Origin of the sequence: Polaromonas sp. YR568 (genome assembly GCF_943369415.1) — a bacterium.
Taxonomy (GTDB): domain Bacteria; phylum Pseudomonadota; class Gammaproteobacteria; order Burkholderiales; family Burkholderiaceae_C; genus Polaromonas.
Window position 1 is genome coordinate 1 of sequence record NZ_CALRNF020000038.1, and the last position, 23,652, is coordinate 23,652.

The window sequence follows — 23,652 nt, forward strand, 5'->3', positions numbered from 1 at the left end:
GGCCACACCGGCCACGTCGATGCGCTCGCCGTAGGGCGGGTTCACCAGCATCACGCCCGAGGGCGCGGGCGGCATGCGCTGCAAGGCATCGCCGCCGCGGAACTCCACCGCATTGGCCACGCCGGCGCGCTCGGCATTGCGTTCGGCGAAGTCGACCATGCGGAAGGACACGTCGCTGCCGAACACCGGCGCCGTGGACTCGGTGATGGCGGCTTCGGCCTGGTCCAGCAGGCCGTCCCACACATGGGCCTGAAAAGGCAGGTACTTCTGGAAGGCGAAGCGGCGGTTGATACCGGGCGCGATGTTGCAGGCGATCTGGGCCGCCTCGATGGCGATGGTGCCCGAGCCGCAGCAGGGGTCGTACAGCGGCACGCCGTCCTTGCAGAGCTGGTCCCAGCCGCTGGCGGCGATCATCGCGGCGGCCAGCGTTTCCTTCAGAGGCGCGTCGCCCTTGTCTTCGCGCCAGCCGCGCTTGAAGAGCGGCTCGCCCGAGGTGTCGATGTAGATGGTGACGTTGTCGGTCGTCAGGTGCACGTAGACGCGCACGTCGGGCCAGCGCGTGTCGACGCTGGGCCGCACGTCGTCGAACTTGGCGCGGAAACGGTCGGCGATCGCGTCCTTGATTTTCAGCGCCGCGAAGTTCAGGCTTTGCAGCGGGCTGTGCTGGGCGGTGATCTCGACCTTGAAGGTCTGCTTGGGCGTGAACCAGATTTCCCAGGCCACGTTGGCGGCGGCGTTGTAGAGATCCTGCTCGCTGCGGTACTGGTTGTGCTGCAGCTCGATGAGCACGCGCTGCGCCAGGCGGCTGTGCAGGTTGAGCTGCAAGGCGTCGCGCCAGGAGGCCTGCAGTTGCACGCCGGCGCGCCAGGCCTTGCCCTCGATGCCGGTCACGCGCTGCACTTCGGTGGCCAGCAGGGCCTCGACGCCGGCGGCGCACGGTAAAAATAACTGGAGTTGGTTCATGAGGAGATCTAGAGAGACTTGCGCAGGTTGGCGGGGGCAATACGTAGCGCCTCGCGGTACTTGGCCACGGTGCGGCGCGCGCATTCAATGCCCTGCTCCTTGAGCATTTCGGAAATCTGGTTGTCGCTGAGCGGTTTCTTGAGGCTTTCGGACGAGACGAACTGCTTGATCAGCGCGCGCACCGCCGTACTGGAGGCATTGCCGCCGGTTTCGGTGCCCAGCGCGGAGCCGAAGAAGTACTTGAGCTCGAAGGTACCGAAAGGCGTGCCCATGTACTTGGCCGTGGTTACACGCGAAATCGTGGATTCATGCAGGCCCAGCTCGTCGGCGATTTCGCGCAGCACCAGCGGGCGCATGGCGAGCTCGCCGTGCGTGAAGAAGTTTTTCTGCCGCTCGACGATGGCGCTGCTCACGCGCAGGATGGTGTCAAAGCGCTGCTGGATGTTCTTGATGAACCAGCGCGCCTCCTGCAGGCGCTGCTGCAGCGCCTGGCCGCCCTGGCCCTTGTGCTGCTTGAGGGCGTTGGCGTAGATGTCGTGCACGCGCAGGCGCGGCATCACGTCGCCGTTGAGCGAAACCTTGAAGCCCCGGCCCGACTTGATGACGATGACGTCGGGCACGATCAGGTTGCGTTCCACGTTGACGAAGCGGCGCCCGGGCTTGGGGTCCAGCCGGCCTATCACCGCGATGCCGCCCTTGATGGCGGCCTCGGTAAACCCGCACAGGTGCGACAGGCGCTTCACGTCGCGTTTGGCCAGCAGCTCCATGGGTTGCCTGCACATGGCGATGGCGGCGCGGGTTTCCTCGCAGTCCTTGCAGTCCAGCAGCTGCAGGCCCAGGCACTCGGCCAGGTTGCGCGCGCCCACGCCGGCCGGCTCCATGTGGTGCAGCAGCTTGAGCGCCATGGCAAAACGCTGCTCGAGTTCCTCGGCCTGCTCCAGGTCGCTTCCTGCCAGGCCCGCCGAGAGCGAGGCCAGGCTGTCTTCAAGGTAGCCGTCGTCGTTGAGCGACTCGATCAGGAAATGCAGGGCGGCGCGGTCCTCTTCGGACAGGCGCAGGCCCAGCGACTGGCGGTGCAAATGGTCTTGCAGCGACTCGTGGCCGCCCGTCAGGTCGGAGGCCTCGGTGTCGCCCTCGTCGTTGTTGTTCTTGCGCGCCGGCGCATCGCTGCCCCATTCGCTGTCGTCGGGCGTGGTTTCCACCGATCCGTCGCCTTCCCAGCTTTCCTCCAGCTTGGGCTCCGCGCTGACCTCGGCGTCGCTGGCAGGCGAGGTCCCGGTATCTTCCGTGCCGCCGCTACCCGGCTCCGCCGCCGATTCAAACTCGCGGCTGTCCTGGCTCACCGGCGTGTTGACGTGCTCCAGCCCGAACTCCTCGCGCACCGCGGTTTCTTCCGACACCTCGAGGAAAGGATTTTCGTCGAGCATCTGCTCGACCTCCTGGCTCAGCTCGAGCGTCGACAGTTGCAGCAGCCGTATCGACTGCTGCAACTGGGGCGTCAGCGCGAGGTGCTGCGAGACGCGGAGCGAGAGGCCCTGCTTCATGTCAAGGAGCTTTGATCGAAGCGCAGAAAAAGTTCGAGCAGGGGCCGCGGAACTGGCTTTGCCAGGCCGCAGGCGCCGCCCCCTCGGGGGGGGAGGGAGCTACACGAAGTGAGCGACAACAGGGGGAAGCCATCACATCTTGAAGTGTTCGCCGAGATAGACGCGGCGCACATCGGCGTTGTTGACGATCTCGGAGGGCGTGCCCTGGGCCAGCACGTGGCCGTCGCTGATGATGTAGGCATGATCGCAAATGCCCAGCGTTTCGCGTACGTTGTGGTCGGTGATCAGTACGCCGATGCCGCGCGATTTCAGGAAGCCGATGATGCGCTGGATCTCGATCACGGCGATGGGGTCGATACCGGCAAAGGGTTCGTCGAGCAGGATGAAGCGCGGCTGCGTCGCCAGGGCGCGCGCGATCTCGACGCGGCGGCGCTCGCCGCCGGACAGCGCCGGCGCCGGCGAATTGCGCAGGTGGTCCACGCGCAAATCCTGCAGCAGCGAATCCAGGCGCGACTCGATGTCGGCCCGGCCCAGCGGCTTGCCGGTCTCGTCCAGCTGCAATTCGAGGACGGCGCGCACGTTTTCTTCCACCGTGAGCTTGCGGAAGATCGAGGCTTCCTGCGGCAGGTAGCTCAGGCCCAGCCGGGCGCGCAGGTGAATCGGCATGTGTTCCACCGACTCGCCGTCGATGGAGATCTCACCCGCGTCGGCGCGCACCAGGCCGACGATCATGTAGAAAGATGTCGTCTTGCCGGCGCCGTTGGGCCCCAGCAGGCCCACGACCTCGCCTTTTTGCACGGCCAGCGAAACGTCCTGCACGACCTTGCGGCTGCCGTAGGATTTTTGCAGCCCCTGCGCAACGAGGCGGCTGGGCGTTGCGGCCTTGGCCGCCGAAGTGTCAGTCACCACATCCATCTGTGCAGGTTCTTTCTAGTTCTTTTCATTGCCCAGCGTGGTGCTGGGGCGCAGTGTGGTGGGCGGGCCGGCGGGCGCGGCCGGGGTGCCCGGCGCGGACGCGGCGGCGCGCGGCGACAGCATGGCGCGAATGCGCCCGCTCGGGTTGGCGGCGGTGCTGTTTTGGGCGCCGCCGTCCACGGTGAAGACGTCGGTGTTGTTGTCGTAGACGATCACGCCGCCTGTGGTTTCGTCCACCAGCGTGGCGCCGTTGTAGCGGCGCACCACGGCACGCTTGATGAATTTGACGAGGTCGGCGCGGCTGTCGTATTCAATCCGCTCGCCTTCGCCCTCGATGTATTCGTCCACGCCGTCGCGTTTTTTGCGGTAGAAGGCCAGCTTGCCGGGCGCCGCGATGGAGACCGCCTGCTGGTAGCCTTCCGGATCCTGGCTGACGTCGACGCGCGCGCCGCGCACGATGGTCGTGCCCTTGGTGATCACCACGTTGCCGGTGAAGACGCTGGTTTGCTTCAGGTCGTCATAACGCAGGGCGTCGGCCTCGGCGTTCATGGGCTTGTCCCGGTCGGCTTTTTCAGCCCAGGACGGAAACGCCGCCCCCAGCGCCAAAGCGGCCGGCAGGATGAGGGAAATAAGGGGGTGTTTCATAAGGCACGAATCTTGCTGCTTGGGAGTTGGGCCATTGTAGCCATGCAAGCTACGGGAATGGCTTGCATGGAGAATTATTAGGGGCATAAAAAAACCCGCCGGGGAAAGCGGCGGGTTTTTGGCGTGGGGCAAGGGGCACGGCCCATACGGCCGTTCACGCGCTTGTTACTTGGTTTTGCGGGCCTGGGCGATCAGGAAATCCGTGACCTGCAGTGCGCGCGGCATGCTCTGCGCCAGCGAGCCCGAGGTGTAATAACGCCCGGCCACGCCCAGCGCCGGCACGCCGTCGACCTTGTAGAAGTCCTGCAGCTGCGTGGCCTTGCGGGCCTTGGTGGTGACCGAAAAGGAGTTGTACATCTCGACGAACTTGGCCTTGTTGAGGCCTTGCTTTTCGGCCCAGGCCGCCACCAGTTCGGGCGTGTTGAGCGCCTGCTTTTCCATGTGAATCGCGGCAAACACCTTTTTGTGGAGCTCCTCGACCTTGCCCATGGCTTCGAGCACGTAATACAGGCGCTGCTGGGGTTCGAAATCGGGACGGAAGGACACCGGGACGCGCCGCACGCTCACGTCTTTGGGCGCCTGTTTCACCCAGGCTTCGAATTGTGGCTCGAAGGCATTGCAGTGCGGGCAGCTGTACCAGAAGAACTCCACCACCTCCACCTTGCCGGCGGGGGCTTCGGTGGGTGCCGGCTTGTCCAGCGTCAGGTAGTCCTCGCCGTCCTTGAAGGCCTTGGCCTGGGCTTGCGCCAGGTTGGGCAGGGCGCTGCCGCCCAGGGTGGCGACGGCCGCAGAAGCGGCTGAAAACGAAAACTCACGGCGTTGCATCAGATTTTTCTCCTGGAATGACAGAAATAGCGTGGAAACCGCCGCTCCGGACGGCCGCCTCATGGTGCGGGGCACAGGGGTTTGTACACCGGCCTCGTGAAAAGTTCAGCGCTGCACGCGGACCAGCGCGGTTTCAATGGAATTGTTGTCCAGCCGTTCCTTGGCCTTGTCGGCATCTTCTTTTTTGTCGAAAGGCCCGAGGCGCACGCGGTAGACGGTGCGGCCGGCCTGCTCGCGCTCGCTGACCTTGGCCTGCATGCCCAGCAGCAGGAGCTTGGCGCGCTGCTGCTCGGCGTCCTCGGGCGTGCGGAAGGCGCCGGCCTGGATGAAGTAGCTGAAAGGGTCCACACCAGGGCCGGACGACAGGCCTTCAACCTTGGCCTTGGCCAGCTCGCCCAGCGGGTCGGCCGCGGCTGCGGGGGCAAGGGCGGGCCTGGCGGCGGTTTTGGCGGGCGCCGAGGCGGCGGCCTTGGGCCCGGCGGCGGGATCGGGGACGGCTGTGCCGGTCACTTCGGTGGCGGCCGGGGGGACCGCAGGCTTGGGCTGGTTCTTGCCGGCCAGCGGCGCGTTCGGGTTCCAGTCCTTGTTCTTCTTGGCTTCCACGGCATCGCTGTCGGGGTTGCGCGCCTGGCTTTTGTTCATGAAAGGCACCGGCACTTTGGTGATGTAGACCGCCACGGCCAGCGCGGCGCCCAGGCCGATCAGCGCGCCAATGATCAAACCCAGCAGGGTTCCGCCTCGTTGTGTGTTCATACCTTGCCCACGTTCATTGCCTTGTCCTGAAAATCCGGGTGTCTCCGGCGCTTGTCGCATTGTTTACATCTTGCGCGGGGCGCTCACGCCCAGCACCGCCAAGCCATTGTGCAACACCTGCGCGGTCGCCGCGACCAGCGCCAGGCGAGCCCGCTTGACGGCCTCGTCATCGACCAGGATGCGCTCGGCATCGTAGTAGCTGTGGTAGCTCGCGGCCAGCTCGCGCAGGTAAAACGCGACGTCGTGCGGCGCCAGCCCCGCGGCCGCATTGGCGAGCATGTCGGGGTATTTGGCCAGCAGCAGCATCAACGCCTGCGCCTGCGGGCTGTCCAGTGCCGACAGGTCGGCCGACTTCAGGCTGGCTTCGTCGCCGCCTTGGCCGGCCCAGGTGGTGAGGATGGAGCAGATGCGCGCATGCGCGTACTGCACGTAGTAGACCGGGTTCTCGTTGTTCTTGGCCAGCGCGAGGTCGATGTCAAAGATGTATTCGGTGTCGGGCTTGCGGCTGAGCAAAAAGAAACGCACGGCGTCGGCGCTGGTCCACTCGATCAGGTCGCGCAGCGTGACGTAGCTGCCGGCGCGCTTGGAGATCTTGACCTCTTCGCCGTTGCGCATCACGCGCACCATGGTGTGCAGCACGTAGTCGGGGTAGCCCTGGGGAATGCCTTCGCCCACGGCCTGCAGCCCGGCGCGCACGCGGGCGATGGTGCCGTGGTGGTCCATGCCCTGGATGTTGATGGCCTTGCCGAAACCGCGCTCCCATTTGGCCAGGTGGTAGGCCACGTCGGGCACGAAATAGGTGTACGTGCCGTCGCTCTTTTTCATCACGCGGTCTTTGTCGTCGCCGTACTCGGTCGACTTCAGCCACAGCGCGCCGTCCTGCTCGTAAGTCTTGCCGGCGTCTTTCAGTTTTGCCACCGTGGCATCGACGCGGCCCGAGCTGTACAGGCTGGACTCGAGGTAGTAATTGTCGAACTTCACCGAGAAAGCCTTGAGGTCCAGGTCCTGCTCGTGGCGCAGGTAAGCCACGGCGAACTGGCGTATCGAGTCGATGTCTTCCACGTCGCCCGAGGCGGTGAATTCGCGGTCGTCCGATTTGACCGTCTTCTTCGCCAGGAAGTCGGCCGCGATGTCGGCGATGTAGTCGCCGTTGTAGGCCGACTCGGGCCAGCCGGCGTCGCCGGGCTTGATGCCTTTGGCGCGCGCCTGCGTGCTGGTCGCCAAGGTCTGGATCTGCACGCCCGCGTCGTTGTAATAGAACTCGCGCCACACCTGCGCGCCCTGCGTGGCGAACAGGTTGCAGATCGCGTCGCCCAGCGCGGCTTGCCGGCCGTGGCCCACGTGCAGCGGCCCGGTCGGGTTGGCCGAGACGAACTCGACCACCATGCGCTGGCCGCTGTCCGCGGCTTGTGTTCCGTAGGCGGCACCGGCCTGCAGCACCTCGCGCACGGTTTCCTGCTTGGCCGCGGGTTTGAGGCGTATGTTGATGAAGCCGGGGCCGGCGATCTCGATGGCGTCCACCCAGCGCTCGAAAGCCGGGGCTTTCAGAAGGATGGCACGCAGGCTTTCGGCCATCTGGCGCGGGTTGAGCTTGAGCGGCTTGGCCAGCTGCATCGCGGCCGTGCAGGCGAAGTCGCCGTGAGCCGCGACCTTGGGGGATTCAAACGCGGCTTTGTCGCCCGCGCCGGGGGAAAGTTCTTCCAGGCCCGCGGCCAGGGCCGAGAGCAGGTCTTTTTTAATCGAGAGCATCGAGTGATTTTACGGTTAAGCCAGGCGCCGCCTGGTGACCGGGGATGCCCGGCCGTCGAATTTGACGAGCCAAGCCCAGCCTTATGTGTTTGAATTTCGGCGGGAACTCAATTCTGATTTTCCGCGTTTTCCACTGGGATCCATCATGAAACAACTATTGTCCCTGGCCGCTATGGCCTTTGCCCTGTCGATGGGCCTGTCGTCCGTGGCCCATGCGGCGGGCGCCGAAGCCGAGTGCGCGGCCAAGTCCGCCGAGAAAAAGCTGGCGGGCGCCGCCAAGGCCAGCTTCGAGAAGAAATGCATTGCCGACGCCGGCGGTGCGCCCAGCGCCGCGTGCGCGAAATCCGCCGCCGACAAGAAACTCTCCGGCGCCGCCAAAACCTCGCATATCAAGAAGTGCACGGCCGACGAAAAAGCCGCCGCGGCCCCCGTCGCGGCCGCGCCCGCCGCCAAACCGGCTGCCGCCGCTTCCGCCAAAAAATAAGCGGCCCGAGGCCGGCATGGCCGGCCTCAGTCCTGCAGCAACTGCTCCTTCGCCGCCTGCTTGACGGCCTGCGTGAGCCGCTGCGCCGCCAGCGGCTCACGCGCCCAGTGCTGCCAATACAGCCGCACGTCGACCGGGCAGCCCGGCAATACCTCCTGCAAGGGCGGGCGGCTCGCGCGCGCCGCCAGCAGGAGGTCGGGCACCATGCCCCAGCCCATGCCGAGTTCGAGTGCCAGCTCAAAGGCATCGACGGCCGGCACGAAGTGGCGCGGGTACAGCGCGGCTTTGAGCTTGAAGTGCTGGGCCAGGAAGGCGTCCTGCAGCGCGTCCTTGCGGTTGAAGATCACGGCCGGGCTGGCGAGCAGGCGGTGGGCCAGGCGGTTCGGCCCGGCTGCCTTGCCGCCCGGCGCGGGTTCGTTCCACTGCGCGACCAGCGCCGGCGAGGCCATGCAGCGGTAGCGCATCACGCCCAGCGGTTCGGCCACGCAGCCGCGCATGGCTTGCGCCAGCGTGGTGACGCAGCCGGTGACGTCGCCGCTTTTGAGGGCGTCATGGGTGTGGTCCTGGTCGTCCACCACCACGTCCAGCAGCATTCCGTGGCCGTGCAGCACCGGCGCCACGCCGGGCAAAAACCAGCTGCTCAGGGAGTCGGCGTTGACCGCCACGCTGAGGCTTTGCAGCCGCTCGCCCTTGCCGCCGCCCTGCATGCCCGCCAGCAGGTCGGACTCCATCAGCCGCAGCTGCCGCACATGGGTGAGCAAGGCCTGGCCGGCCGGTGTGGCGCGCACCTGTTTGCCCCGCACCAGCAGGCGCTGGCCCAGCGCGCCTTCCAGCGACTTGATGCGCAGGGACACGGCGGCCAGGGTCAGGCTCAGGGCTTTGGCGGCGTCGCCGAAGCTGCCGTGTTCAATCACGGCGGCCAAGGCGTCCAGTTGGCGGGCATCGAGCATGGGCGGTTCGCTGGGGAATAAATCAAGTATTAATTGATAAATACTAGTTTTAGTTAATTTTGTTTAAGCATTATCGGCTTTGCGCGACACTGCAGGCAATCCCACCGTCCTTCAAAGAAGCGCCATGAACCCGATCGCCGCCCCTGCTTTCCTGACCGGCATGGTCCTGAGCCTGTCGCTCATCATGGCCATAGGCCCGCAAAACGCCCACGTGATACGCATGGGCCTGCTGCGCCAGCACTTGTGGCTCACCGTCGCCGTCTGCGTGCTGACCGACGTGGCGTTGATTGCGCTGGGCGTGATGGGGCTGGCGCAACTGGGCGGCCTGTCTGACAAGCTGCTGGGCGCGACGACGGGTGCGGGCGCACTGGTGCTGATCGTCTACGGCGCGCAGGCGATGCGGCGGTTTCTGCAACCGGCGCCCCAGGCTGCCGACGGCGCAACGATCGCGGCCGAAGCCATTCCGCGCCGCAAGGCGATAGGCCTGGCGCTGGCGCTGTCCTGGCTCAATCCGCATGCCTGGCTGGACACGGCCATCGTGATCGGAACCGCGTCGCTCGCCTACGCGCAGCCCGACAACGCGGTGTTCGGCCTGGGGGCGATTGCCGGCTCACTGCTGTGGTTCACCGGCCTGGGCTCGGCCTTGTGGTGCGTGGGGCGCCGGCTCAATTCGCCGGTGGTGTGGCGCGCCATGGATTTGCTGGTGGCGCTGATGATGTGGGGCACTGCTTTTTGGTTGGTGCGCGGCCTGCTTTAAAAAGGCGAAATGGCGCTGCGCAAGATACAGTGTGAGTCCTGGTCACAAAAGGAAGCGCATGGGGGTGTTCAACTGGTTGAGGAAAGCCGTCTCCACCGCAGAGGCGCAAGCCAGCCCTGCTGAAGCGCCGGGAAGTGCGCACGGCACATCGATGGCACTCGACCAAACACCCCGTGGAGATATTCTCAGGCGACGCGGAAATGCCTTTCTTGCTGAAGGGAAGCTGGACGAGGCCTCACGCAGTTACCGTGAAGCCATCGCCGCCAATCGGCAGGACGCCGATGCCTGCCTCAACCTTGGGTTTGTGCTCGGGGAACAACAGCGTTATCAAGAGGCGGAACAGGCGCTCCGGCGGAGCCTGGACATCAACCCGGCGCTGGCTGACGCTTTTTATTTCCTCGGTTTAATGGCCAGGAAGCAGGGCAAGACAGAGGCCGCGATAGAAAACTTCGTTCGGGTGCTCGAACTCAAGCGGGACTTCGAGATTGTTTATGGTGATTTGTGCCAGATGCTGTTGGAAAGCGGGCAAATCGGGCGTGCCAAGGAAATTCTCCTCAAGGGAATTGCCGCATACCCGGAGATGATGGATTTTCACGCGCAGCTCGGAGGCTTGTATGCGTACGAAAACGATCTGGAGCGTGCCATCGATTGCTTTCAGGAAGCGTTGAAACTTCAGCCGGATCATGCGCAGGTTCATAGCCGGCTGGGGGATGTGTTCCGCCGGTCCAACAGGTTTGAGGATGCATTGGCGAGTTATGACAAGCTGGTCGCTCTGAACCCGAACTCCGCGGAGGCTTTCAACGACCGCGGCATTGCGCTTGGCGGGCTGAACCGGCATGAGGATGCGCTGGCTTCCTTTGAGCAGGCGTTGGCGCTGGAGCCCCGGCATGCGAATGCCCTGGGGAACCTTGGCGCAATGCTGGCCTGCTTGCGCCGCCACGATGAGGCTGCGCGTGCCATTGCCCGGCTGATCGACATTGAGCCGGAGTATCCCTATGCCCTTGGCGCCTTGTTTTATTCGAAAAGGTATTCCTGTGACTGGTCGCAGTACGAGACGGACCTGGAGCGATTGAACGCGGCGGTCATGACGGGGGAAAAAGCGATTGAGCCGTTCACATTTCTGGCGGCGACACAGTCAGCGGCCGCGCTGCTGCAGTGTGCGCGGACACACGCCGCCGAGGCATGCCCGCCCTCGGACAAGCCTTTGTGGGGCGGTCAGCGCTACACGCACGACAGGATTCGGGTGGCCTATCTCTCCGCGGATTTTCATGACCATGCAACCGCTTATTTGATGGCCGAACTGTTTGAACTTCATGATCACGAACGGTTTGAGATCGTCGCGCTGTCGTTTGGCCCTGACTCCACAGGAGCCATGCGTCAGCGCCTGCTGCGTTCGTTCGACCGATTTGTTGACGTTCGAACAAAGAGCGACCGGGAAGCGGCCGGTTTGCTCAGGGACATGGAAATCGATATCGCGGTTGACCTGAAAGGTTTCACCACGGACGGCCGGCCGGGAATTCTGGCCCAGAGGCCCGCGCCCGTTCAGGTTAACTATTTGGGCTTTCCCGGAAGCATGGGCATGGACTGTGTCGACTACATCCTTGCGGACCATTGCGTCATTCCCGACGGGCACCAGCATTTCTATGCGGAAAAAATCGTGTGCTTGCCGGACAGCTACCAGCCCAACGATGCGCAGCGGCAGATTGCGGAAGCAATGCTCTCCCGGGAGGAATGCGGTTTGCCCGCGACGGGTTTTGTTTTTTGCTGCTTCAACAACAACTACAAGATCACGCCCGAAGTATTCGACGTCTGGATGCGCCTGCTGACGGAGGTCAGCGGCAGCGTGTTGTGGTTGTTGCAAGACAATGAGGCAGTCTCGCGAAATCTGCGCTCCGAGGCATTGCGGCGCGGTGTCGCAGCGGAGCGATTGGTCTTTGCGCCCCGGTTGGAGCTGGACAAACACCTGGCGCGGCACAAACTGGCGGATTTGTTTTTGGACACGCTCCCTTACAACGCGCACACGACTGCCAGTGATGCCTTGTGGGCTGGTTTACCCGTTCTGACCTGTATGGGTACGACCTTTCCCGGCCGGGTGGCCGCCAGTTTGCTGAGTGCGGTGGGCTTGCCCGAAATGATCACTGAATCCCTGGCGGACTATGAGGCGCTGGCCCTGAAGCTCGCAACGCGTCCCGACTTGCTGTCCGATATTCGCGCCAGGCTATGGCGAAATCGTTCTGAATATCCCCTGTTCGACACAAAACGCTTTTGTTCGCATATTGAGTCCGCGTACACCTTGATGTGGGAAAGACACCAGCGCGGAGACTCACCGGCCAGTTTTACGGTTCCCGCCGTGCCTTCGCGTATTGACAGGCCCTAGCCAAAACCGCGTGCCAGGAACACCGCCACCAGTGGAATAAAGGGCAGGATGTGCGCCTGCACCATCACCAGCCGGCGCGCTTTTTTGATCTCGGCCGCATCGGGCAAGGCCCCGCTGGCGCGCAGCGCCCGCCGCCAGCGCACGAACATCAGGGTCGGCTTGATGGAGACCAGGCCTATCACCAGGAACATGATCAACTTCAGATAGAGCAGGGGGTTGTGGGCATACCAGGCCGCGCCCTTGCTGCCCAGGAACACGCGCGCCAGGCCGGTCAGCAAGACCGTGCCGGCGGCGATGCCGTACACCATGTCGACTTTACCCAGCCGCTCGACCACGGCGGCGTTGAGCCATTCGACGCGGCACAGCGCCGCCTCGCTCGCGAGAAAAACCACCATGGTGAAAATCGCCAGCAGGTGGGCATAGGCCAGCAGGGCTTCGAGTGTCATCGCGAGATCCTTTTTCAGTCTGTGTGTTGGGGAAGGGGCTCAGGACCTGGCCGCCGACGAGCGCCAGAACTCCGGCTGGCTGTAGTGGTGCTTGAGGAAGTCCACCCACAGGCGCACGCGCAGCGGCAGGTGCTTGCGCTGCGGGAACACCGCGTAAATGCCGTTGGGCGGCGCGGCGAAATCTTCCAGCACCGGCGTCAGCCGCCCGGCGGCGATTTCCGATTCGACCTCCCAGGTGCTGCGCCAGGCGATGCCGTAGTCGGCCAGGCACCAGTCATGCAGGACCTGGCCGTCCGAGCAATCGAGCGGGCCGCCCGGCTTGAGGTGCACCAGTTCGCCGCCCACCTGGAAGGCCCAGCCCCGCGTCTGCGAGGCGTCGCTGGACAGCGTGAGGCAGTCAAAGCGCGCCAGCTCGCTGGGGTGTTGCGGCGTGCCGTGGGTCTTGAGGTAGCGCGGCGTGGCGACGCACAGGCGCCGGTTGTCGGCCATGCGCACGCTGACCAGCGAAGAGTCCGGCAGGTCGCCCACGCGCACCGCGCAGTCGAAACCCTCGCCCGCCAGGTCCACCACGCGGTCGCCCAGGTTCAGGGAAATGGTCACGTCGGCATGCTGCTCGCGGAATTTGGTGACCAGCGGCGCGACGTGGCGCCGCCCGAAACCCGCCGGCGCGGTGATGCGCAAATGGCCGCTGGCCTTCACGCCGCCGGCCGACACGCTGGCCTCCGCATTGGCCAGGTCGGCCAGCAGGCGCTGGCAGTCTTCCAGGAAGGCGCTGCCTTCATGCGTGAGCGCGATGCGCCGCGTGGTGCGCACCAGCAGCTTTACGCCCAGCCGTTCTTCCAGCGCGTCCAGCCGCCGGCCCATGATGGCGGGCGCAACCCCCTCGGACTTGGCGGCCGCCGTCAGGCTGCCGCGCGCCACCACCGAGACAAAGGATTCGAGCTGCTTGAGTTTGTCCATGCGCGCTCATTATGGGCATGAATGTCAGCAATCCACAGGTGATTGACCCTTATTCTGTCGCCGATCACGCTCTTGTGCGGCGGATTTGAGACACACGCAGCGCGCGTGCAAGCGGGCTTGCGTTCAAATTCGAAGTTCCATAAGATAGAATGTAGTTCTTTCTTATTAGCTATTGCGCGTGAGCCGCCGGTCCGTCAAGCCGCGCGGCGCGCCAGACTTGAAAGGTGGCCATGCCTCGCAAAGCCCAGATCGAATCCCTTGCCGACAGCCACGCCGCGCCGGGCGGCGCTGCCGCGGTGGACCGCGCGCTGACCCTGTTGTCGGCCTTCCGCGCGGGCGACACCTCGCTGGGCCTGGCGGAGTTGTCCAGCCGCACGCAACTCTATAAAAGCACGGCGCTGCGCCTGCTGGCTTCGCTGGAGCACGCGCGCCTGGTGCAGCGGCTGGAAGACGGCAGCTACGGCCTCGGCAACGAGGTGGCGCGGCTCAACGCAGTGTATGCCGCTTCTTTCTCGCTGGAGCGTGTGGTGCTGCCGGCCCTGCGCGCGTTGGTGGCGGCTACGCGCGAAAGCGCGGCTTACCACGTGGTCCAGGGTGATGCGCGCCTGTGCCTCTACCGGGTGGACTCGCCGCAGCCGGTGCGCGACCACATACGCGCCGGCGACGTGCTGCCGCTGAACCGCGGCACGGGCGGCCGCGTGTTGACGGCTTTCGGCGCCAGGCCCGCCGGCGCCACCGGTTCCACCAGCGCCAAGGACAAAACCCTCTACGCCCGCATCCGCGAGCAGGGGTATTACTCGTCGGTGGGAGACCGCCTGGAGGGTGTGGCCGGTATCTCGGCGCCGGTGTTCAGGGCGGACGGCAGCCTGGCCGCCGCGCTGACGCTGACCATGCCGGCCGAACGCTATGACGAGCGGCATGTGCAGAAATTGCTGGAGGCGGCACGCAAGCTCAGCGGCCTGGTTTAAGGGCGCGTATCGAAATTCAGGCGCGCGCGGCCGCGGTGCCAATGCGCCACCGGATATTCAGCGAAAACGCTTCCCCGTGCCCCAGCACACGCAGGCCGGGCCGGCCGGGCAGGTGAAAGGCATCGATGGGTTGCGTAATGGGCTCAAAACAAAATGCGGGTCCCTGCGGCGGCCGGTAGACCAGGCAGAAGTGCTGCGCCGCGCCGCCGTCGCGTTCAAAGTCCGGCATGCCGGCCATGACCTGCAGGCCCAGTTCGGGCCAGGCGATGCAGGCCCTGCCGCCCCAGCCGGTGTAGCCGTTGTCGATGAGCGGGCCGTTGGCCGGCGCCCCCTCGTTCAGGTTCCAGCCTGCCGGAAATTCCGTCGTGTGCGCAAGCGGCAGCGGGTCATCACCGCAGAGCCAGAGGCCCTGAACCGGCGCGGTAATCCGCGTTTGCGCGGTGCGGGGGAACCAGGGGTGCACGCCCAGGCCGTAGGGCAAGGGCGTGGCGCCCAGGTGACGCACCCGCAGTTGCTGGTCCAGCCCGCCGTCCACCAGCCGGAAGGTCTGCATGGCCTCATAGTCATACGGGTTGCCGTCGAAGCCGTGCGACACCAAGGCCATCACCAGTGTGTCGTTCGCCGGCTGTGAAAGCTGCCAGGCCTGCAGCCAGCCATCGCCATGAATCGGGTAGGGCTCGCCCGCGCGATTCGGGCGCATGGGATGGAACTGCCCCTCGTGCGTGAAGCCGCCACCGCTGATACGGTTGGACCACGGCACCATGGCGAATGAAGCGGTCTGGTAGAGGTCTTCGGTTTTTCCGTCCCACGGCCGCCAAAGATCCAGCAGTCCTTGCGGACGTTCAAGTTGCCAGGCGGCCACGCTGCCGCCCAGCGAAGGCAGCAAGCCCAGGCGCTGGCCGGCGTGACGCAGCCAGGCAACAGGATGCGCGGAATCCGTCATGGGCATCAGCCGCCGAACAAACCAGCAGGCAGGCCGGGGCTGTCCATGGCCACCGCGAACAGTCCGCCGGCCAGCGGCTGGCCGGCGAGCTGTTCCGGCGTGAGCCCGGTTCGCGCGGTGCTGATAAAAAGCGTTCGCATGTCCGCCCCGCCAAAGGCGCAGTTGGTCACATGGCTGGTGGGCAAGGGCACGCGGCACAGTTCACGTGCGGTGACCGGGTCGTGGCAACTGACGCAGGCGCCGCCCCAGTGGGAAATCCACAGGCGGCCTGCGGCGTCCGTGGTCATGCCGTCGGGCACGCCGTCGCCGGGCGCAAAGGCCAGCCAGAGCCGCTTGTTTGACAGTGTGCCGGCCCCTGCTTCGAAGTCATAGGCATAGATGCGGCTGTTGATGGTGTCGTTGAAATACAGGGTGCGCCCGTCGGCCGACCAGGTGGGGCCGTTGGTCACCGCAAAACCTTCGTCATGGCGCGTGCAGCGGCCGTCGGGGTCATAACGGTACAGCGCGCCGCTGGGGGCCACGCAGTCAAAGTCCATGGTTCCCGCCCAGAAACGGCCTTGCGCATCACACTTGCCGTCATTGAAGCGGTTGCCCGGCAAGCCGGCTTCCGGCCGATGCAGGTAACGCGGCGCGGCGTCCGCTCCGGGGTCAAACAGCGCAAAGCCGCGCCGCAGGGTCACGATCAGGCCGGGTGCATTCGCCCGTTCGGCCAGCGTGGAAATTTCTTCGTCAAAAGCCCAGCTGCTGCGCGCGCCGGTGGCTGGGCGGAAGCGGTGCAGGCGGCGCCCCAGGATGTCCACCCAATACAAAACCTGCTCGCGCGGCGACCACAAGGTGCCCTCACCCAACAGCGCCCCGGCCGGGTGAACGCAATGCGCCAGGCCGGGCGCCGGCGTGGCCGCGCGGGTGTCGAGAATCGATGTCACTCATGTCCCCGTGTTGTGCGCCGGGTGCATGGGCACCGCAGGCTCTTGCCCTTGACGCGGTGGATGATATCAATGCATAGTGATGTTGAAAACTTCTTATTTCAATATTCTTGATACATAAATTGCAATGACAAACACTTCAAGCTCCAGCCCCATGCGGGCCGCTCCCGCCACTGACACATTGGCCGTCTTTCCCAGCCTGAAGAACCGGACGGTGTTTGTCACCGGCGGGGGCAGCGGCATAGGCGCGGCCATCGTGACGGCGTTTGCGCAGCAGGGCGCACGCGTTGCCTTCATTGATGTCGCGAAAGAGGCCAGTGAAGCGCTCGCGCAGCAACTCGCCGATGCGGGGCACGCCCGCCCGTGGTGGCGCGCCTGCGACGTGCGGGACGTGGCCGCGCTGCAAGCCGCGATGGCCGAGGCAGCGAGTGTCGTGGGCGATTTTTCAGTGCTGGTCAACAACGTGGCCAGCGATGACCGCCACAGCCTGGAGTCCGTGACGCCCGCCTATTACGACGACCGCATCGCGATCAACGAGCGGCCGGCTTTTTTTGCGATCCAGTCGGTGGTGCCCGGCATGCAGCGGCTGGGCGCCGGCTCCATCATCAACCTGGGTTCCACCGGCTGGCAGGGCAAGGGCTCCGGCTACCCGTGCTACGCCATCGCCAAGTCCTCGGTGAACGGCCTGACGCGCGGGCTCGCAAAAACGCTGGGCCGCGACCGCATCCGCATCAACACCGTATCGCCGGGCTGGGTCATGACCGAGCGGCAGATCAAGCTCTGGCTGAATGCCGAAGGCGAGAAAGAGCTGGAGCGCAACCAGTGCCTGCCCGACAAGCTGCTGCCGCACGACATCGCGCGCATGGTGCTGTTCCTGGCATCCGATGACGCCGCCATGTGCACCGCGCAGGAGTTCACGGTGGATGCCGGCTGGGTTTAGCATGAACCTCCCCCGAAGCGCCTTCGGCGCCCCCACCCTCAAGGGGGCTGAGGACCGCGGCTCCAAGCCTGCCTGCGCAGGCTTGGACGGTACGAAGAGTCAGCGACTCTGACGCTGATGCGGCCTGCAAGGCACACTGGCGGCCCGGCAAAGCCGGTTCCGCGGTGTCTCTGGCCTGAGCCGCGCCGTTTTTTAGTCCGCTTCCAACTTGCGTCCATACAGCGTGAAGCTCACCGTCTTCAGCGCCTTCATCATGACCTTGGCGGCGGGCGAGGGCAGCCGGTCGGTGCGGGTGATGATGCCGAAGGCATCCATGTGGCAGGGCATGTCCAGCGGCAGCACCGAGACGATGCCGTGCGCCGCGTAATACCGCGCCACGTCGGCCGCGACCACCGCCACCATGTCGCTTTGCTGCAGCATGCGCGTGATGAAAAGCAGTGCTGAAGACTCGACCACGTTGATCGGCGGCGCGAGCCCGTCTTCCTGGAACATCAGCTCGAACCGGTGCCGCAGCACACTGCCCGAGGGCGGCACGATCCAGGCGGCCGCCACCACGTCGCGCAAGGTGAGGCCCGACACGCCCAGCAGCGGATGCCCGGGCCTGGCCATGGCGCACACCGGTTCCTCGACCAGGGGCTCGTAGCGCAGGTTCGTCTTGTCGTGCTCGGCAAAAAGGCGCGCCACCAGGATGTCCAGCCTGCCCTGCTCCAGCCGCTCCAGCAGCACCGGGCTGGTTTCGATGTCCAGCGAGATGCGCAGGCTCGGGTGCTCCTGTTTGACCACGGCGACCGCGGACGGCAGCAGGGCCAGTCCCGGCGACGTGATCGCGCCTATGCCGACGTGGCCGAAGTGCCCGGTCTTGAGTGCGGTGAGTTCGTCGTGCGCCTGGTTCAGGCTGGCCAGCGCCATGCGCGCGTGGCGGATCATGGTCTCGCCATACCAGGTCGGCCGCATCCCGCGCGGAAGGCGCTCGAACAGCGGAACCTCCAGCACATCTTCCAGGTCCTTGAGCAGTTTGGACGCGGCCGGCTGCGTCATGCTGAGGACTTGCGCCGCGCGATGGATGTTGCCTTCTTCCGCGAGCGCCACGAGTAGCAGTAATTGCCGCGTTTTGAGCCGCGCGCGTATGAACCAGTGGTTATAAGTACTCATCGGGTTTTCCAGAATGTGTAGAACGATATCTACTTTGTCAAAAAAACGATTAGATCGATATCAAAATGAATCATAGACTGCGGCAGGATGAAAAACGAGGCAGTCATGAAATTCGGCGAACTGCAGCAAAGCGCCCGGCACTACATCAATGGGCGCTGGGAAACCGGCACCACCACGGGCATCAGCCGCAATCCCTCCGACACCCGGCAGGTGGTGAGCGAGTACGCGCGCGCCGACCGCAACCAGACCGAACTCGCCATCCGGGCAGCCTCCGAGGCTTTGCCGCACTGGCGCCACAGCACCCCGCAGCGCCGCGCCGATGTGCTCGACCAGATAGGCAGTGAGATCCTGGCGCGCAAGGATGAGCTGGGCATGCTGCTGGCGCGGGAAGAGGGAAAGACGCTGCCCGAAGGCGTGGGCGAAGCGGCGCGGGCCGGCCAGATCTTCAAGTTTTTCGCGGGGGAAGCGCTGCGCGTCCAGGGAGAGACCATGGCGTCCGTCCGGCCCGGCATCCAGGTTGACGTGACGCGTGAGCCCGTGGGCGTGGTGGGAATCATCGCGCCGTGGAATTTCCCGCTGGCGATCCCGGCCTGGAAGATCGCACCTGCATTGGCCTATGGCAATACGGTGGTCTTCAAACCGGCCGAACTGGCCACCACCTGCGGTTGGGCCCTGGCCGAAATCATCAGCCGCTGCGGCTTGCCCGCGGGCGTGTTCAACCTGGTCATGGGCAGCGGCCGGGAAGTCGGGCAAACGCTGGTCGACCATCCCCTGGTCCATGCGCTGAGCTTTACAGGCTCGGTGGCAACGGGCGAACGCATTCTCCAGTCCGCTGCCGCGCGCCGCGCCAAGGTGCAGCTTGAAATGGGCGGAAAAAATCCGCTGGTGGTGCTGGCCGATGCCGATCTCGACCAGGCCGTCGAATGCGCGGTGCAGGGCTCGTACTTTTCGACCGGCCAGCGCTGCACCGCGTCAAGCCGCCTCATCGTGGAGGCGCCGGTACACGACGCGTTCGTTGCCCGGCTGCGCCACCGCATCGCCGCGCTCAAGGTGGGCCACGCGCTCGAACAAGGCATTGAAATAGGGCCCGTGGTTGACCAGGGCCAGCTTGAGCAGAACCAGGCCTACCTGGACATAGGGCGCGGCGAGGGCGCCGAGCATGTCTGGGGCGGTGAATTGCTCGAACGCCCCACACCCGGGCATTACATGAACCCGGCGCTGTTCCTGGCCCGGCCTGAGCACCGCATCGCGCGCGAAGAAATCTTCGGGCCCGTGGCGTGCGTGCTGCAGGCCGATGATTTCGACCACGCGCTGGCCCTGGCCAACGACACGCCTTTCGGACTGTGCGCGGGCATCTGCACAAGCTCCCTCAAGCACGCCATGCATTTCAAGCGCCACGCCGAAGTCGGCATGACCATGGTGAACCTGCCCACGGCGGGCGTCGACTTCCACGTGCCCTTCGGCGGGCGCAAGGGGTCGAGTTACGGCCCGCGCGAGCAGGGCCGCTACGCCGCGGAGTTTTACACCACCGTCAAGACCGGCTATGTGCTGGCCTGAATCACTGGAAATCACGGGAGATCACCGCAGAGCCATCCGTTTCATTTCAACCAAGGAGACAACATGATGAAGATCCATCGCCGTTCCCTCGCCGCAGCGCTTGCCTGCGCGCCCCTTGCCGGGCTGCTGCCGCTGTCGGCATGGGCGCAAAAACCCATTGTGCTGGGCTTTAGCCAGGTGGGCGCGGAGAGCGAGTGGCGCACCGCCAATACCGAGTCCATCAAATCGGCCGCCAAGGACGCCGGCATCGAACTCAAGTTTTCGGATGCGCAGCAAAAGCAGGAAAACCAGATCAAGGCGATCCGCTCCTTCATTGCGCAAAAAGTGGACGTGATCGCGTTCTCGCCCGTGGTCGAGTCGGGTTGGGAAACCGTTTTGCGCGAGGCCAAGGCCGCGAAGATTCCGGTGGTCCTGACCGATCGCTCCGTCAACGTCAAGGACACCTCGCTCTACGTTTCGTTCATGGGCTCCGACTTCGTGGAGGAGGGCCGCAAGGCGGGCCGATGGCTGGTCGAAAAAATGAAGGGCAGCAGCGGCCCGGTCAACATCGTGGAACTGCAGGGAACCGTGGGCTCCGCACCGGCGATAGATCGCAAAAAAGGGTTTGAAGAAATCATCAAGGCCGACCCGAAGTTCAAGATCATCCGCTCGCAGACGGGCGACTTCACCCGGGCCAAGGGCAAGGAGGTGATGGAGGCCTTCCTCAAGGCCGAAGGCAAAAAGATCAATGTGCTCTATGCGCACAACGACGACATGGCCATAGGCGCGATCCAGGCCATCGAAGAGGCGGGCCTGAAACCGGCCAAGGACATCACCATCATTTCAGTCGACGCGGTCAAAGGCGCTTTTGAAGCCATGATGGCCGGCAAGCTCAATGTGTCGGTGGAGTGCAGCCCTTTGCTCGGGCCGCAACTGATGGCGGCGGTCAAGGACATCAAGGCCGGCAAGCCGGTTCAGAAACGTATCGTTACCGAAGAAGGAATTTTCCCGATGGAGGTGGCGGCCAAGGAGTTCCCCAAGCGTAAGTACTGATGGGTGCGCGCAACAGCGCACGGATACTGGAAGAATTATTCAATAACACACAAGGAGACAATTCATGAAACGCATTTTCCTGAAGACTTTGCTGGCCGGCCTGGCCCTGGGCGCCGTGGGTATCGCGCCGCTTGCGCACGCGCAGGACAAGGGCAGCATCGGCATCTCGATGCCGACCAAATCCTCGGCCCGCTGGATCGCCGACGGCGACAACATGGTCAAGGTGCTCAAGGAGCGCGGCTACAAGACCGACCTGCAATACGCCGACGACGACATCCCGAACCAGCTCGCCCAGATCGAGAACATGATCACCAAGGGCGCGAAGGTCCTGGTGATCGCCTCCATCGACGGCACCACGCTGTCCAAGGCATTGCAGAATGCGGCCGACAAGGGTGTCAAGGTCATCGCCTATGACCGCCTGATCAAGGGTTCGAAAAACGTCGACTACTACGCCACCTTCGACAACTTCCAGGTCGGCGTGCTGCAAGCCACCTCCATCGTCGACAAGCTGGGCCTGAAGCAGGGCAAGGGTCCTTTCAACATCGAACTTTTCGGCGGATCGCCCGACGACAACAACGCCTTCTTCTTTTACGACGGCGCCATGAGCGTGCTCAAGCCCTACATCGACAGCGGCAAACTGGTGGTGCGCAGCAAGCAGCTGGGCATGAACAAGGTCGGAACCTTGCGCTGGGACGGTGCGGTCGCGCAGGCACGCATGGACAACCTGCTCTCGGCCTACTATGGCAAGGAAAAAGTCCACGCGGTCCTGTCGCCTTATGACGGCCTGTCGATCGGCATTCTGTCCTCGCTCAAAGGCGTCGGCTACTGCACGGCGCAGCAGCCTTGCCCGGTGGTCAGCGGGCAGGACGCCGAAATTCCTTCGGTGAAGTCCATCCTGAAAGGCGAGCAATACTCGACCGTCTTCAAGGACACGCGCGAGCTGGCAAAGGTGACGGCCAACATGGTGGACGCCACCCTCTCCGGCAAGCAGCCCGAGATCAATGACACCAAGACCTACAACAACGGCGTGAAGGTGGTGCCCTCCTACCTGCTCAAGCCGGTGGCCGTGGATGCATCCAACTGGAACCAGGTTCTGATCGGCAGCGGTTACTACAAAGAGTCGCAGATCAAATAAACCTGCTTGAAGCTTGAGCGACGGTCTCGTGCCGGAGGGCGCGGGACTGTTTACGCCCATGGGTGCCGGTCACCCCTGGAGCGATTTTTGTACCAAAGGACAGGCATTGGAAACGATTCTGGAGATGCGCGACATCCGCAAGACCTTCCCCGGGGTGGTTGCGCTGAACAAGGTCAACCTGCGCGTGCGCGCCGGGGAGATCCATGCCATCGTCGGTGAAAACGGCGCCGGCAAGTCGACCTTGATGAAGGTGCTCTCCGGCGTCTACCCGCACGGCTCCTACGACGGCGCGATTGTTTATGAAGGGCAGGAGCGCCGGTTTCTCGGCATCCACGACAGCGAACGGCTGGGCGTCATCATCATCCACCAGGAGCTGGCGCTGGTGCCGCTGCTGTCCATTGCCGAAAACATTTTCCTCGGCAACGAGACCGCGCAACACGGCGTGATCGACTGGATGGCAGCGCACAGCAAGACGCAGGCCTTGCTGAAAAAAGTAGGCCTCAAGGAATCGCCCGTCACGCTGGTCACGGACATCGGCGTGGGCAAGCAGCAACTGGTGGAAATCGCCAAGGCCCTGTCCAGGCAGGTCAAGCTGCTCATTCTCGACGAACCCACGGCCAGCCTCAACGAAAGCGACAGCCAGGCGCTGCTGGACCTGCTGCTGGAACTCAAGGGCCAGGGCATCACCTGCATTCTCATCTCGCACAAACTCAACGAAATTTCACGCGTGGCGGACGCCATCACCATCCTGCGCGACGGCAGCACCGTGGAAACCCTGGACTGCCGCGCCGACGCCATCAGCGAGGACCGAGTCATCCGAGGCATGGTCGGCCGCGAGATGGCCGACCGCTACCCGCCGCGCCAGCCGGACATCGGCGAAACCGTCTTTGAAGTGCGCGACTGGAACGTCTACCACCCGTTGCATACCGACAGGCAGTTCATCAAGGACGTCAACCTGCAGGTGCGGCGCGGTGAAATCGTCGGCATTGCCGGGCTGATGGGCGCGGGGCGAACCGAACTCGCCATGAGCATCTTCGGCCGCTCATGGGGGCGTCGTATCAGCGGCCAGGTCCTGCTGAACGGCCGGCCCGTCGACGTTGGCACCGTGGAGAAGGCCGTTCGCCACGGCCTGGCCTATGTGACCGAAGACCGCAAGGGCAACGGCCTGGTCCTTGGCGAAGACATCCAGTTCAACGTTTCGCTGGCCAACCTCAAGGCTGTTTCGACCGCCTCCGTCATCGACACCGGCCGCGAATACCAGGCCGCGCAGCGTTACCGGGAAAAACTCCGCATCCGCTGCTCCGGCGTCGGCCAGAAAGTCCTCAACCTCTCGGGCGGAAACCAGCAAAAAGTGGTGCTGGGGAAATGGCTGTTCACCAACCCCGAAGTGCTCATCCTCGATGAGCCCACGCGCGGCATCGACGTGGGCGCCAAGTACGAGATCTACACCTTGATCGCCCAGCTTGCGGCCGAAGGGAAATGCATCATCGTCATCTCCTCGGAAATGCCTGAACTGCTGGGCATGACGGACCGCATCTACGTCATGAACGAAGGCTGCTTCATCGCCGAGATGCCGACGACCCAGGCCTCCCAGGAAAAGATCATGCGCGCGATCATGAAAGCAAGCTGAA

The 23,652-nt window shown here is 64.4% G+C and carries 22 protein-coding genes; 9 read left to right on the top strand and 13 right to left on the bottom strand.

Annotated elements, in window-relative coordinates:
- The 7 genes from ACLV74_RS20825 to argS all read right to left on the bottom strand — a co-directional run.
- Positions 1 to 963 (bottom strand): THUMP domain-containing class I SAM-dependent RNA methyltransferase (locus ACLV74_RS20825; protein ID WP_411881326.1); only part of this gene is annotated, 963 nt, incomplete at its 3' end.
- Positions 964 to 971: 8 nt separating this feature from the next.
- The gene (locus ACLV74_RS20830) at positions 972 to 2,507 is read right to left on the bottom strand and encodes an RNA polymerase factor sigma-54 (RefSeq protein ID WP_411881327.1); all 1,536 of its coding nucleotides are present in this window, start codon (positions 2,505 to 2,507) and stop codon (positions 972 to 974) included.
- 132 nt (positions 2,508 to 2,639) lie between these two features.
- Entirely contained in the window at positions 2,640 to 3,422 is a 783-nt protein-coding gene (gene lptB, locus ACLV74_RS20835) for an LPS export ABC transporter ATP-binding protein (RefSeq protein WP_411881328.1), read from the bottom strand.
- A 15-nt stretch (positions 3,423 to 3,437) separates the two neighbouring features.
- Entirely contained in the window at positions 3,438 to 4,067 is a 630-nt protein-coding gene (gene lptA / locus ACLV74_RS20840; protein WP_411881329.1) for a lipopolysaccharide transport periplasmic protein LptA, read from the bottom strand.
- 165 nt (positions 4,068 to 4,232) lie between these two features.
- Entirely contained in the window at positions 4,233 to 4,892 is a 660-nt protein-coding gene (locus ACLV74_RS20845; RefSeq protein WP_411881330.1) for a thiol:disulfide interchange protein DsbA/DsbL, read from the bottom strand.
- A gap of 105 nt (positions 4,893 to 4,997) precedes the next feature.
- Entirely contained in the window at positions 4,998 to 5,645 is a 648-nt protein-coding gene (locus tag ACLV74_RS20850) for an SPOR domain-containing protein (protein WP_411881331.1), read from the bottom strand.
- A gap of 63 nt (positions 5,646 to 5,708) precedes the next feature.
- The gene (gene argS / locus ACLV74_RS20855; protein ID WP_411881332.1) at positions 5,709 to 7,394 is read right to left on the bottom strand and encodes an arginine--tRNA ligase; all 1,686 of its coding nucleotides are present in this window, start codon (positions 7,392 to 7,394) and stop codon (positions 5,709 to 5,711) included.
- 145 nt (positions 7,395 to 7,539) lie between these two features.
- Here argS and ACLV74_RS20860 point away from each other — a divergent pair, with 145 nt between their 5' ends.
- Positions 7,540 to 7,878 (top strand): hypothetical protein, encoded by a 339-nt coding sequence (locus ACLV74_RS20860; RefSeq protein WP_411881333.1) that lies wholly within the window; start codon positions 7,540 to 7,542, stop codon positions 7,876 to 7,878.
- A 26-nt stretch (positions 7,879 to 7,904) separates the two neighbouring features.
- On the opposite strand, the gene ACLV74_RS20865 is transcribed toward ACLV74_RS20860, so the two are convergent.
- Positions 7,905 to 8,828: an HTH-type transcriptional regulator ArgP gene (locus ACLV74_RS20865; protein ID WP_411881334.1), complete on the bottom strand. Its 924-nt coding sequence runs from the start codon at positions 8,826 to 8,828 to the stop codon at positions 7,905 to 7,907.
- A 124-nt stretch (positions 8,829 to 8,952) separates the two neighbouring features.
- On the opposite strand from ACLV74_RS20865, the gene ACLV74_RS20870 reads away from it, so the two are divergent.
- A complete protein-coding gene (locus ACLV74_RS20870; protein ID WP_411881335.1) occupies positions 8,953 to 9,585 on the top strand; it encodes a LysE/ArgO family amino acid transporter in 633 nt (210 codons plus the stop codon).
- Positions 9,586 to 9,643: 58 nt separating this feature from the next.
- Positions 9,644 to 11,962 carry a tetratricopeptide repeat protein gene (locus ACLV74_RS20875; protein WP_411881336.1) on the top strand — a complete coding sequence of 773 codons (2,319 nt, stop codon included), beginning with the start codon at positions 9,644 to 9,646 and terminating at the stop codon, positions 11,960 to 11,962.
- Here ACLV74_RS20875 and ACLV74_RS20880 read toward each other — a convergent pair.
- On the bottom strand, positions 11,959 to 12,408 hold the full coding sequence (locus ACLV74_RS20880) for a DUF2214 family protein (protein WP_411881337.1): 450 nt from the start codon (positions 12,406 to 12,408) through the stop codon (positions 11,959 to 11,961). The two genes, ACLV74_RS20875 and ACLV74_RS20880, sit on opposite strands and share 4 nt — an antisense overlap.
- Before the next feature lie 39 nt (positions 12,409 to 12,447).
- Positions 12,448 to 13,368, bottom strand: coding sequence for a LysR family transcriptional regulator (locus ACLV74_RS20885; protein WP_411881338.1), 921 nt, complete (start codon positions 13,366 to 13,368; stop codon positions 12,448 to 12,450).
- 230 nt (positions 13,369 to 13,598) lie between these two features.
- Between ACLV74_RS20885 and ACLV74_RS20890 the strand changes: the two genes are divergently transcribed.
- Positions 13,599 to 14,336, top strand: a complete 738-nt coding sequence (locus ACLV74_RS20890; RefSeq protein WP_411881339.1) for an IclR family transcriptional regulator — start codon at positions 13,599 to 13,601, stop codon at positions 14,334 to 14,336.
- A gap of 16 nt (positions 14,337 to 14,352) precedes the next feature.
- Here the strand turns inward: ACLV74_RS20890 and ACLV74_RS20895 are convergent, their stop codons facing one another.
- The gene (locus ACLV74_RS20895) at positions 14,353 to 15,279 is read right to left on the bottom strand and encodes an aldose 1-epimerase (protein WP_411881340.1); all 927 of its coding nucleotides are present in this window, start codon (positions 15,277 to 15,279) and stop codon (positions 14,353 to 14,355) included.
- A 5-nt stretch (positions 15,280 to 15,284) separates the two neighbouring features.
- Positions 15,285 to 16,205, bottom strand: a complete 921-nt coding sequence (locus tag ACLV74_RS20900; RefSeq protein WP_411881341.1) for an SMP-30/gluconolactonase/LRE family protein — start codon at positions 16,203 to 16,205, stop codon at positions 15,285 to 15,287.
- A gap of 127 nt (positions 16,206 to 16,332) precedes the next feature.
- Between ACLV74_RS20900 and ACLV74_RS20905 the strand changes: the two genes are divergently transcribed.
- Positions 16,333 to 17,145: an SDR family NAD(P)-dependent oxidoreductase gene (locus tag ACLV74_RS20905; protein ID WP_411881342.1), complete on the top strand. Its 813-nt coding sequence runs from the start codon at positions 16,333 to 16,335 to the stop codon at positions 17,143 to 17,145.
- Between the two features lie 192 nt (positions 17,146 to 17,337).
- Here the strand turns inward: ACLV74_RS20905 and ACLV74_RS20910 are convergent, their stop codons facing one another.
- The gene (locus tag ACLV74_RS20910; RefSeq protein WP_411881343.1) at positions 17,338 to 18,297 is read right to left on the bottom strand and encodes a LysR family transcriptional regulator; all 960 of its coding nucleotides are present in this window, start codon (positions 18,295 to 18,297) and stop codon (positions 17,338 to 17,340) included.
- Positions 18,298 to 18,402: 105 nt separating this feature from the next.
- Here ACLV74_RS20910 and ACLV74_RS20915 point away from each other — a divergent pair, with 105 nt between their 5' ends.
- The 4 genes from ACLV74_RS20915 to mmsA all read left to right on the top strand — a co-directional run bounded on the left by ACLV74_RS20915 (position 18,403) and on the right by mmsA (position 23,651).
- On the top strand, positions 18,403 to 19,854 hold the full coding sequence (locus ACLV74_RS20915; protein WP_411881344.1) for an aldehyde dehydrogenase family protein: 1,452 nt from the start codon (positions 18,403 to 18,405) through the stop codon (positions 19,852 to 19,854).
- A 66-nt stretch (positions 19,855 to 19,920) separates the two neighbouring features.
- Positions 19,921 to 20,886 carry an ABC transporter substrate-binding protein gene (locus ACLV74_RS20920; protein WP_411881377.1) on the top strand — a complete coding sequence of 322 codons (966 nt, stop codon included), beginning with the start codon at positions 19,921 to 19,923 and terminating at the stop codon, positions 20,884 to 20,886.
- A 64-nt stretch (positions 20,887 to 20,950) separates the two neighbouring features.
- Positions 20,951 to 22,021 (top strand): multiple monosaccharide ABC transporter substrate-binding protein, encoded by a 1,071-nt coding sequence (gene chvE / locus ACLV74_RS20925; RefSeq protein WP_411881345.1) that lies wholly within the window; start codon positions 20,951 to 20,953, stop codon positions 22,019 to 22,021.
- Between the two features lie 58 nt (positions 22,022 to 22,079).
- A complete protein-coding gene (gene mmsA, locus ACLV74_RS20930) occupies positions 22,080 to 23,651 on the top strand; it encodes a multiple monosaccharide ABC transporter ATP-binding protein (protein ID WP_411881378.1) in 1,572 nt (523 codons plus the stop codon).
- Position 23,652: the final 1 nt, after the last annotated feature.

Excerpts from the sequence above, each read along its gene's own strand:
- ACLV74_RS20915 (WP_411881344.1), top strand. The coding sequence starts at position 18,403 with ATGAAATTCGGCGAACTGCAGCAAAGCGCCCGGCACTACATCAATGGG.
- ACLV74_RS20830 (WP_411881327.1), bottom strand. The coding sequence starts at position 2,507 with ATGAAGCAGGGCCTCTCGCTCCGCGTCTCGCAGCACCTCGCGCTGACG.
- lptB (WP_411881328.1), bottom strand. The coding sequence starts at position 3,422 with ATGGATGTGGTGACTGACACTTCGGCGGCCAAGGCCGCAACGCCCAGC.
- ACLV74_RS20860 (WP_411881333.1), top strand. The coding sequence starts at position 7,540 with ATGAAACAACTATTGTCCCTGGCCGCTATGGCCTTTGCCCTGTCGATG.
- ACLV74_RS20845 (WP_411881330.1), bottom strand. The coding sequence starts at position 4,892 with ATGCAACGCCGTGAGTTTTCGTTTTCAGCCGCTTCTGCGGCCGTCGCC.
- ACLV74_RS20910 (WP_411881343.1), bottom strand. The coding sequence starts at position 18,297 with ATGAGTACTTATAACCACTGGTTCATACGCGCGCGGCTCAAAACGCGG.
- ACLV74_RS20875 (WP_411881336.1), top strand. The coding sequence starts at position 9,644 with ATGGGGGTGTTCAACTGGTTGAGGAAAGCCGTCTCCACCGCAGAGGCG.
- ACLV74_RS20885 (WP_411881338.1), bottom strand. The coding sequence starts at position 13,368 with ATGGACAAACTCAAGCAGCTCGAATCCTTTGTCTCGGTGGTGGCGCGC.
- argS (WP_411881332.1), bottom strand. The coding sequence starts at position 7,394 with ATGCTCTCGATTAAAAAAGACCTGCTCTCGGCCCTGGCCGCGGGCCTG.
- lptA (WP_411881329.1), bottom strand. The coding sequence starts at position 4,067 with ATGAAACACCCCCTTATTTCCCTCATCCTGCCGGCCGCTTTGGCGCTG.
- ACLV74_RS20895 (WP_411881340.1), bottom strand. The coding sequence starts at position 15,279 with ATGACGGATTCCGCGCATCCTGTTGCCTGGCTGCGTCACGCCGGCCAG.
- ACLV74_RS20880 (WP_411881337.1), bottom strand. The coding sequence starts at position 12,408 with ATGACACTCGAAGCCCTGCTGGCCTATGCCCACCTGCTGGCGATTTTC.
- ACLV74_RS20920 (WP_411881377.1), top strand. The coding sequence starts at position 19,921 with ATGAAGATCCATCGCCGTTCCCTCGCCGCAGCGCTTGCCTGCGCGCCC.
- chvE (WP_411881345.1), top strand. The coding sequence starts at position 20,951 with ATGAAACGCATTTTCCTGAAGACTTTGCTGGCCGGCCTGGCCCTGGGC.
- ACLV74_RS20890 (WP_411881339.1), top strand. The coding sequence starts at position 13,599 with ATGCCTCGCAAAGCCCAGATCGAATCCCTTGCCGACAGCCACGCCGCG.
- mmsA (WP_411881378.1), top strand. The coding sequence starts at position 22,080 with ATGGGTGCCGGTCACCCCTGGAGCGATTTTTGTACCAAAGGACAGGCA.
- ACLV74_RS20865 (WP_411881334.1), bottom strand. The coding sequence starts at position 8,828 with ATGCTCGATGCCCGCCAACTGGACGCCTTGGCCGCCGTGATTGAACAC.
- ACLV74_RS20870 (WP_411881335.1), top strand. The coding sequence starts at position 8,953 with ATGAACCCGATCGCCGCCCCTGCTTTCCTGACCGGCATGGTCCTGAGC.
- ACLV74_RS20905 (WP_411881342.1), top strand. The coding sequence starts at position 16,333 with ATGACAAACACTTCAAGCTCCAGCCCCATGCGGGCCGCTCCCGCCACT.
- ACLV74_RS20850 (WP_411881331.1), bottom strand. The coding sequence starts at position 5,645 with ATGAACACACAACGAGGCGGAACCCTGCTGGGTTTGATCATTGGCGCG.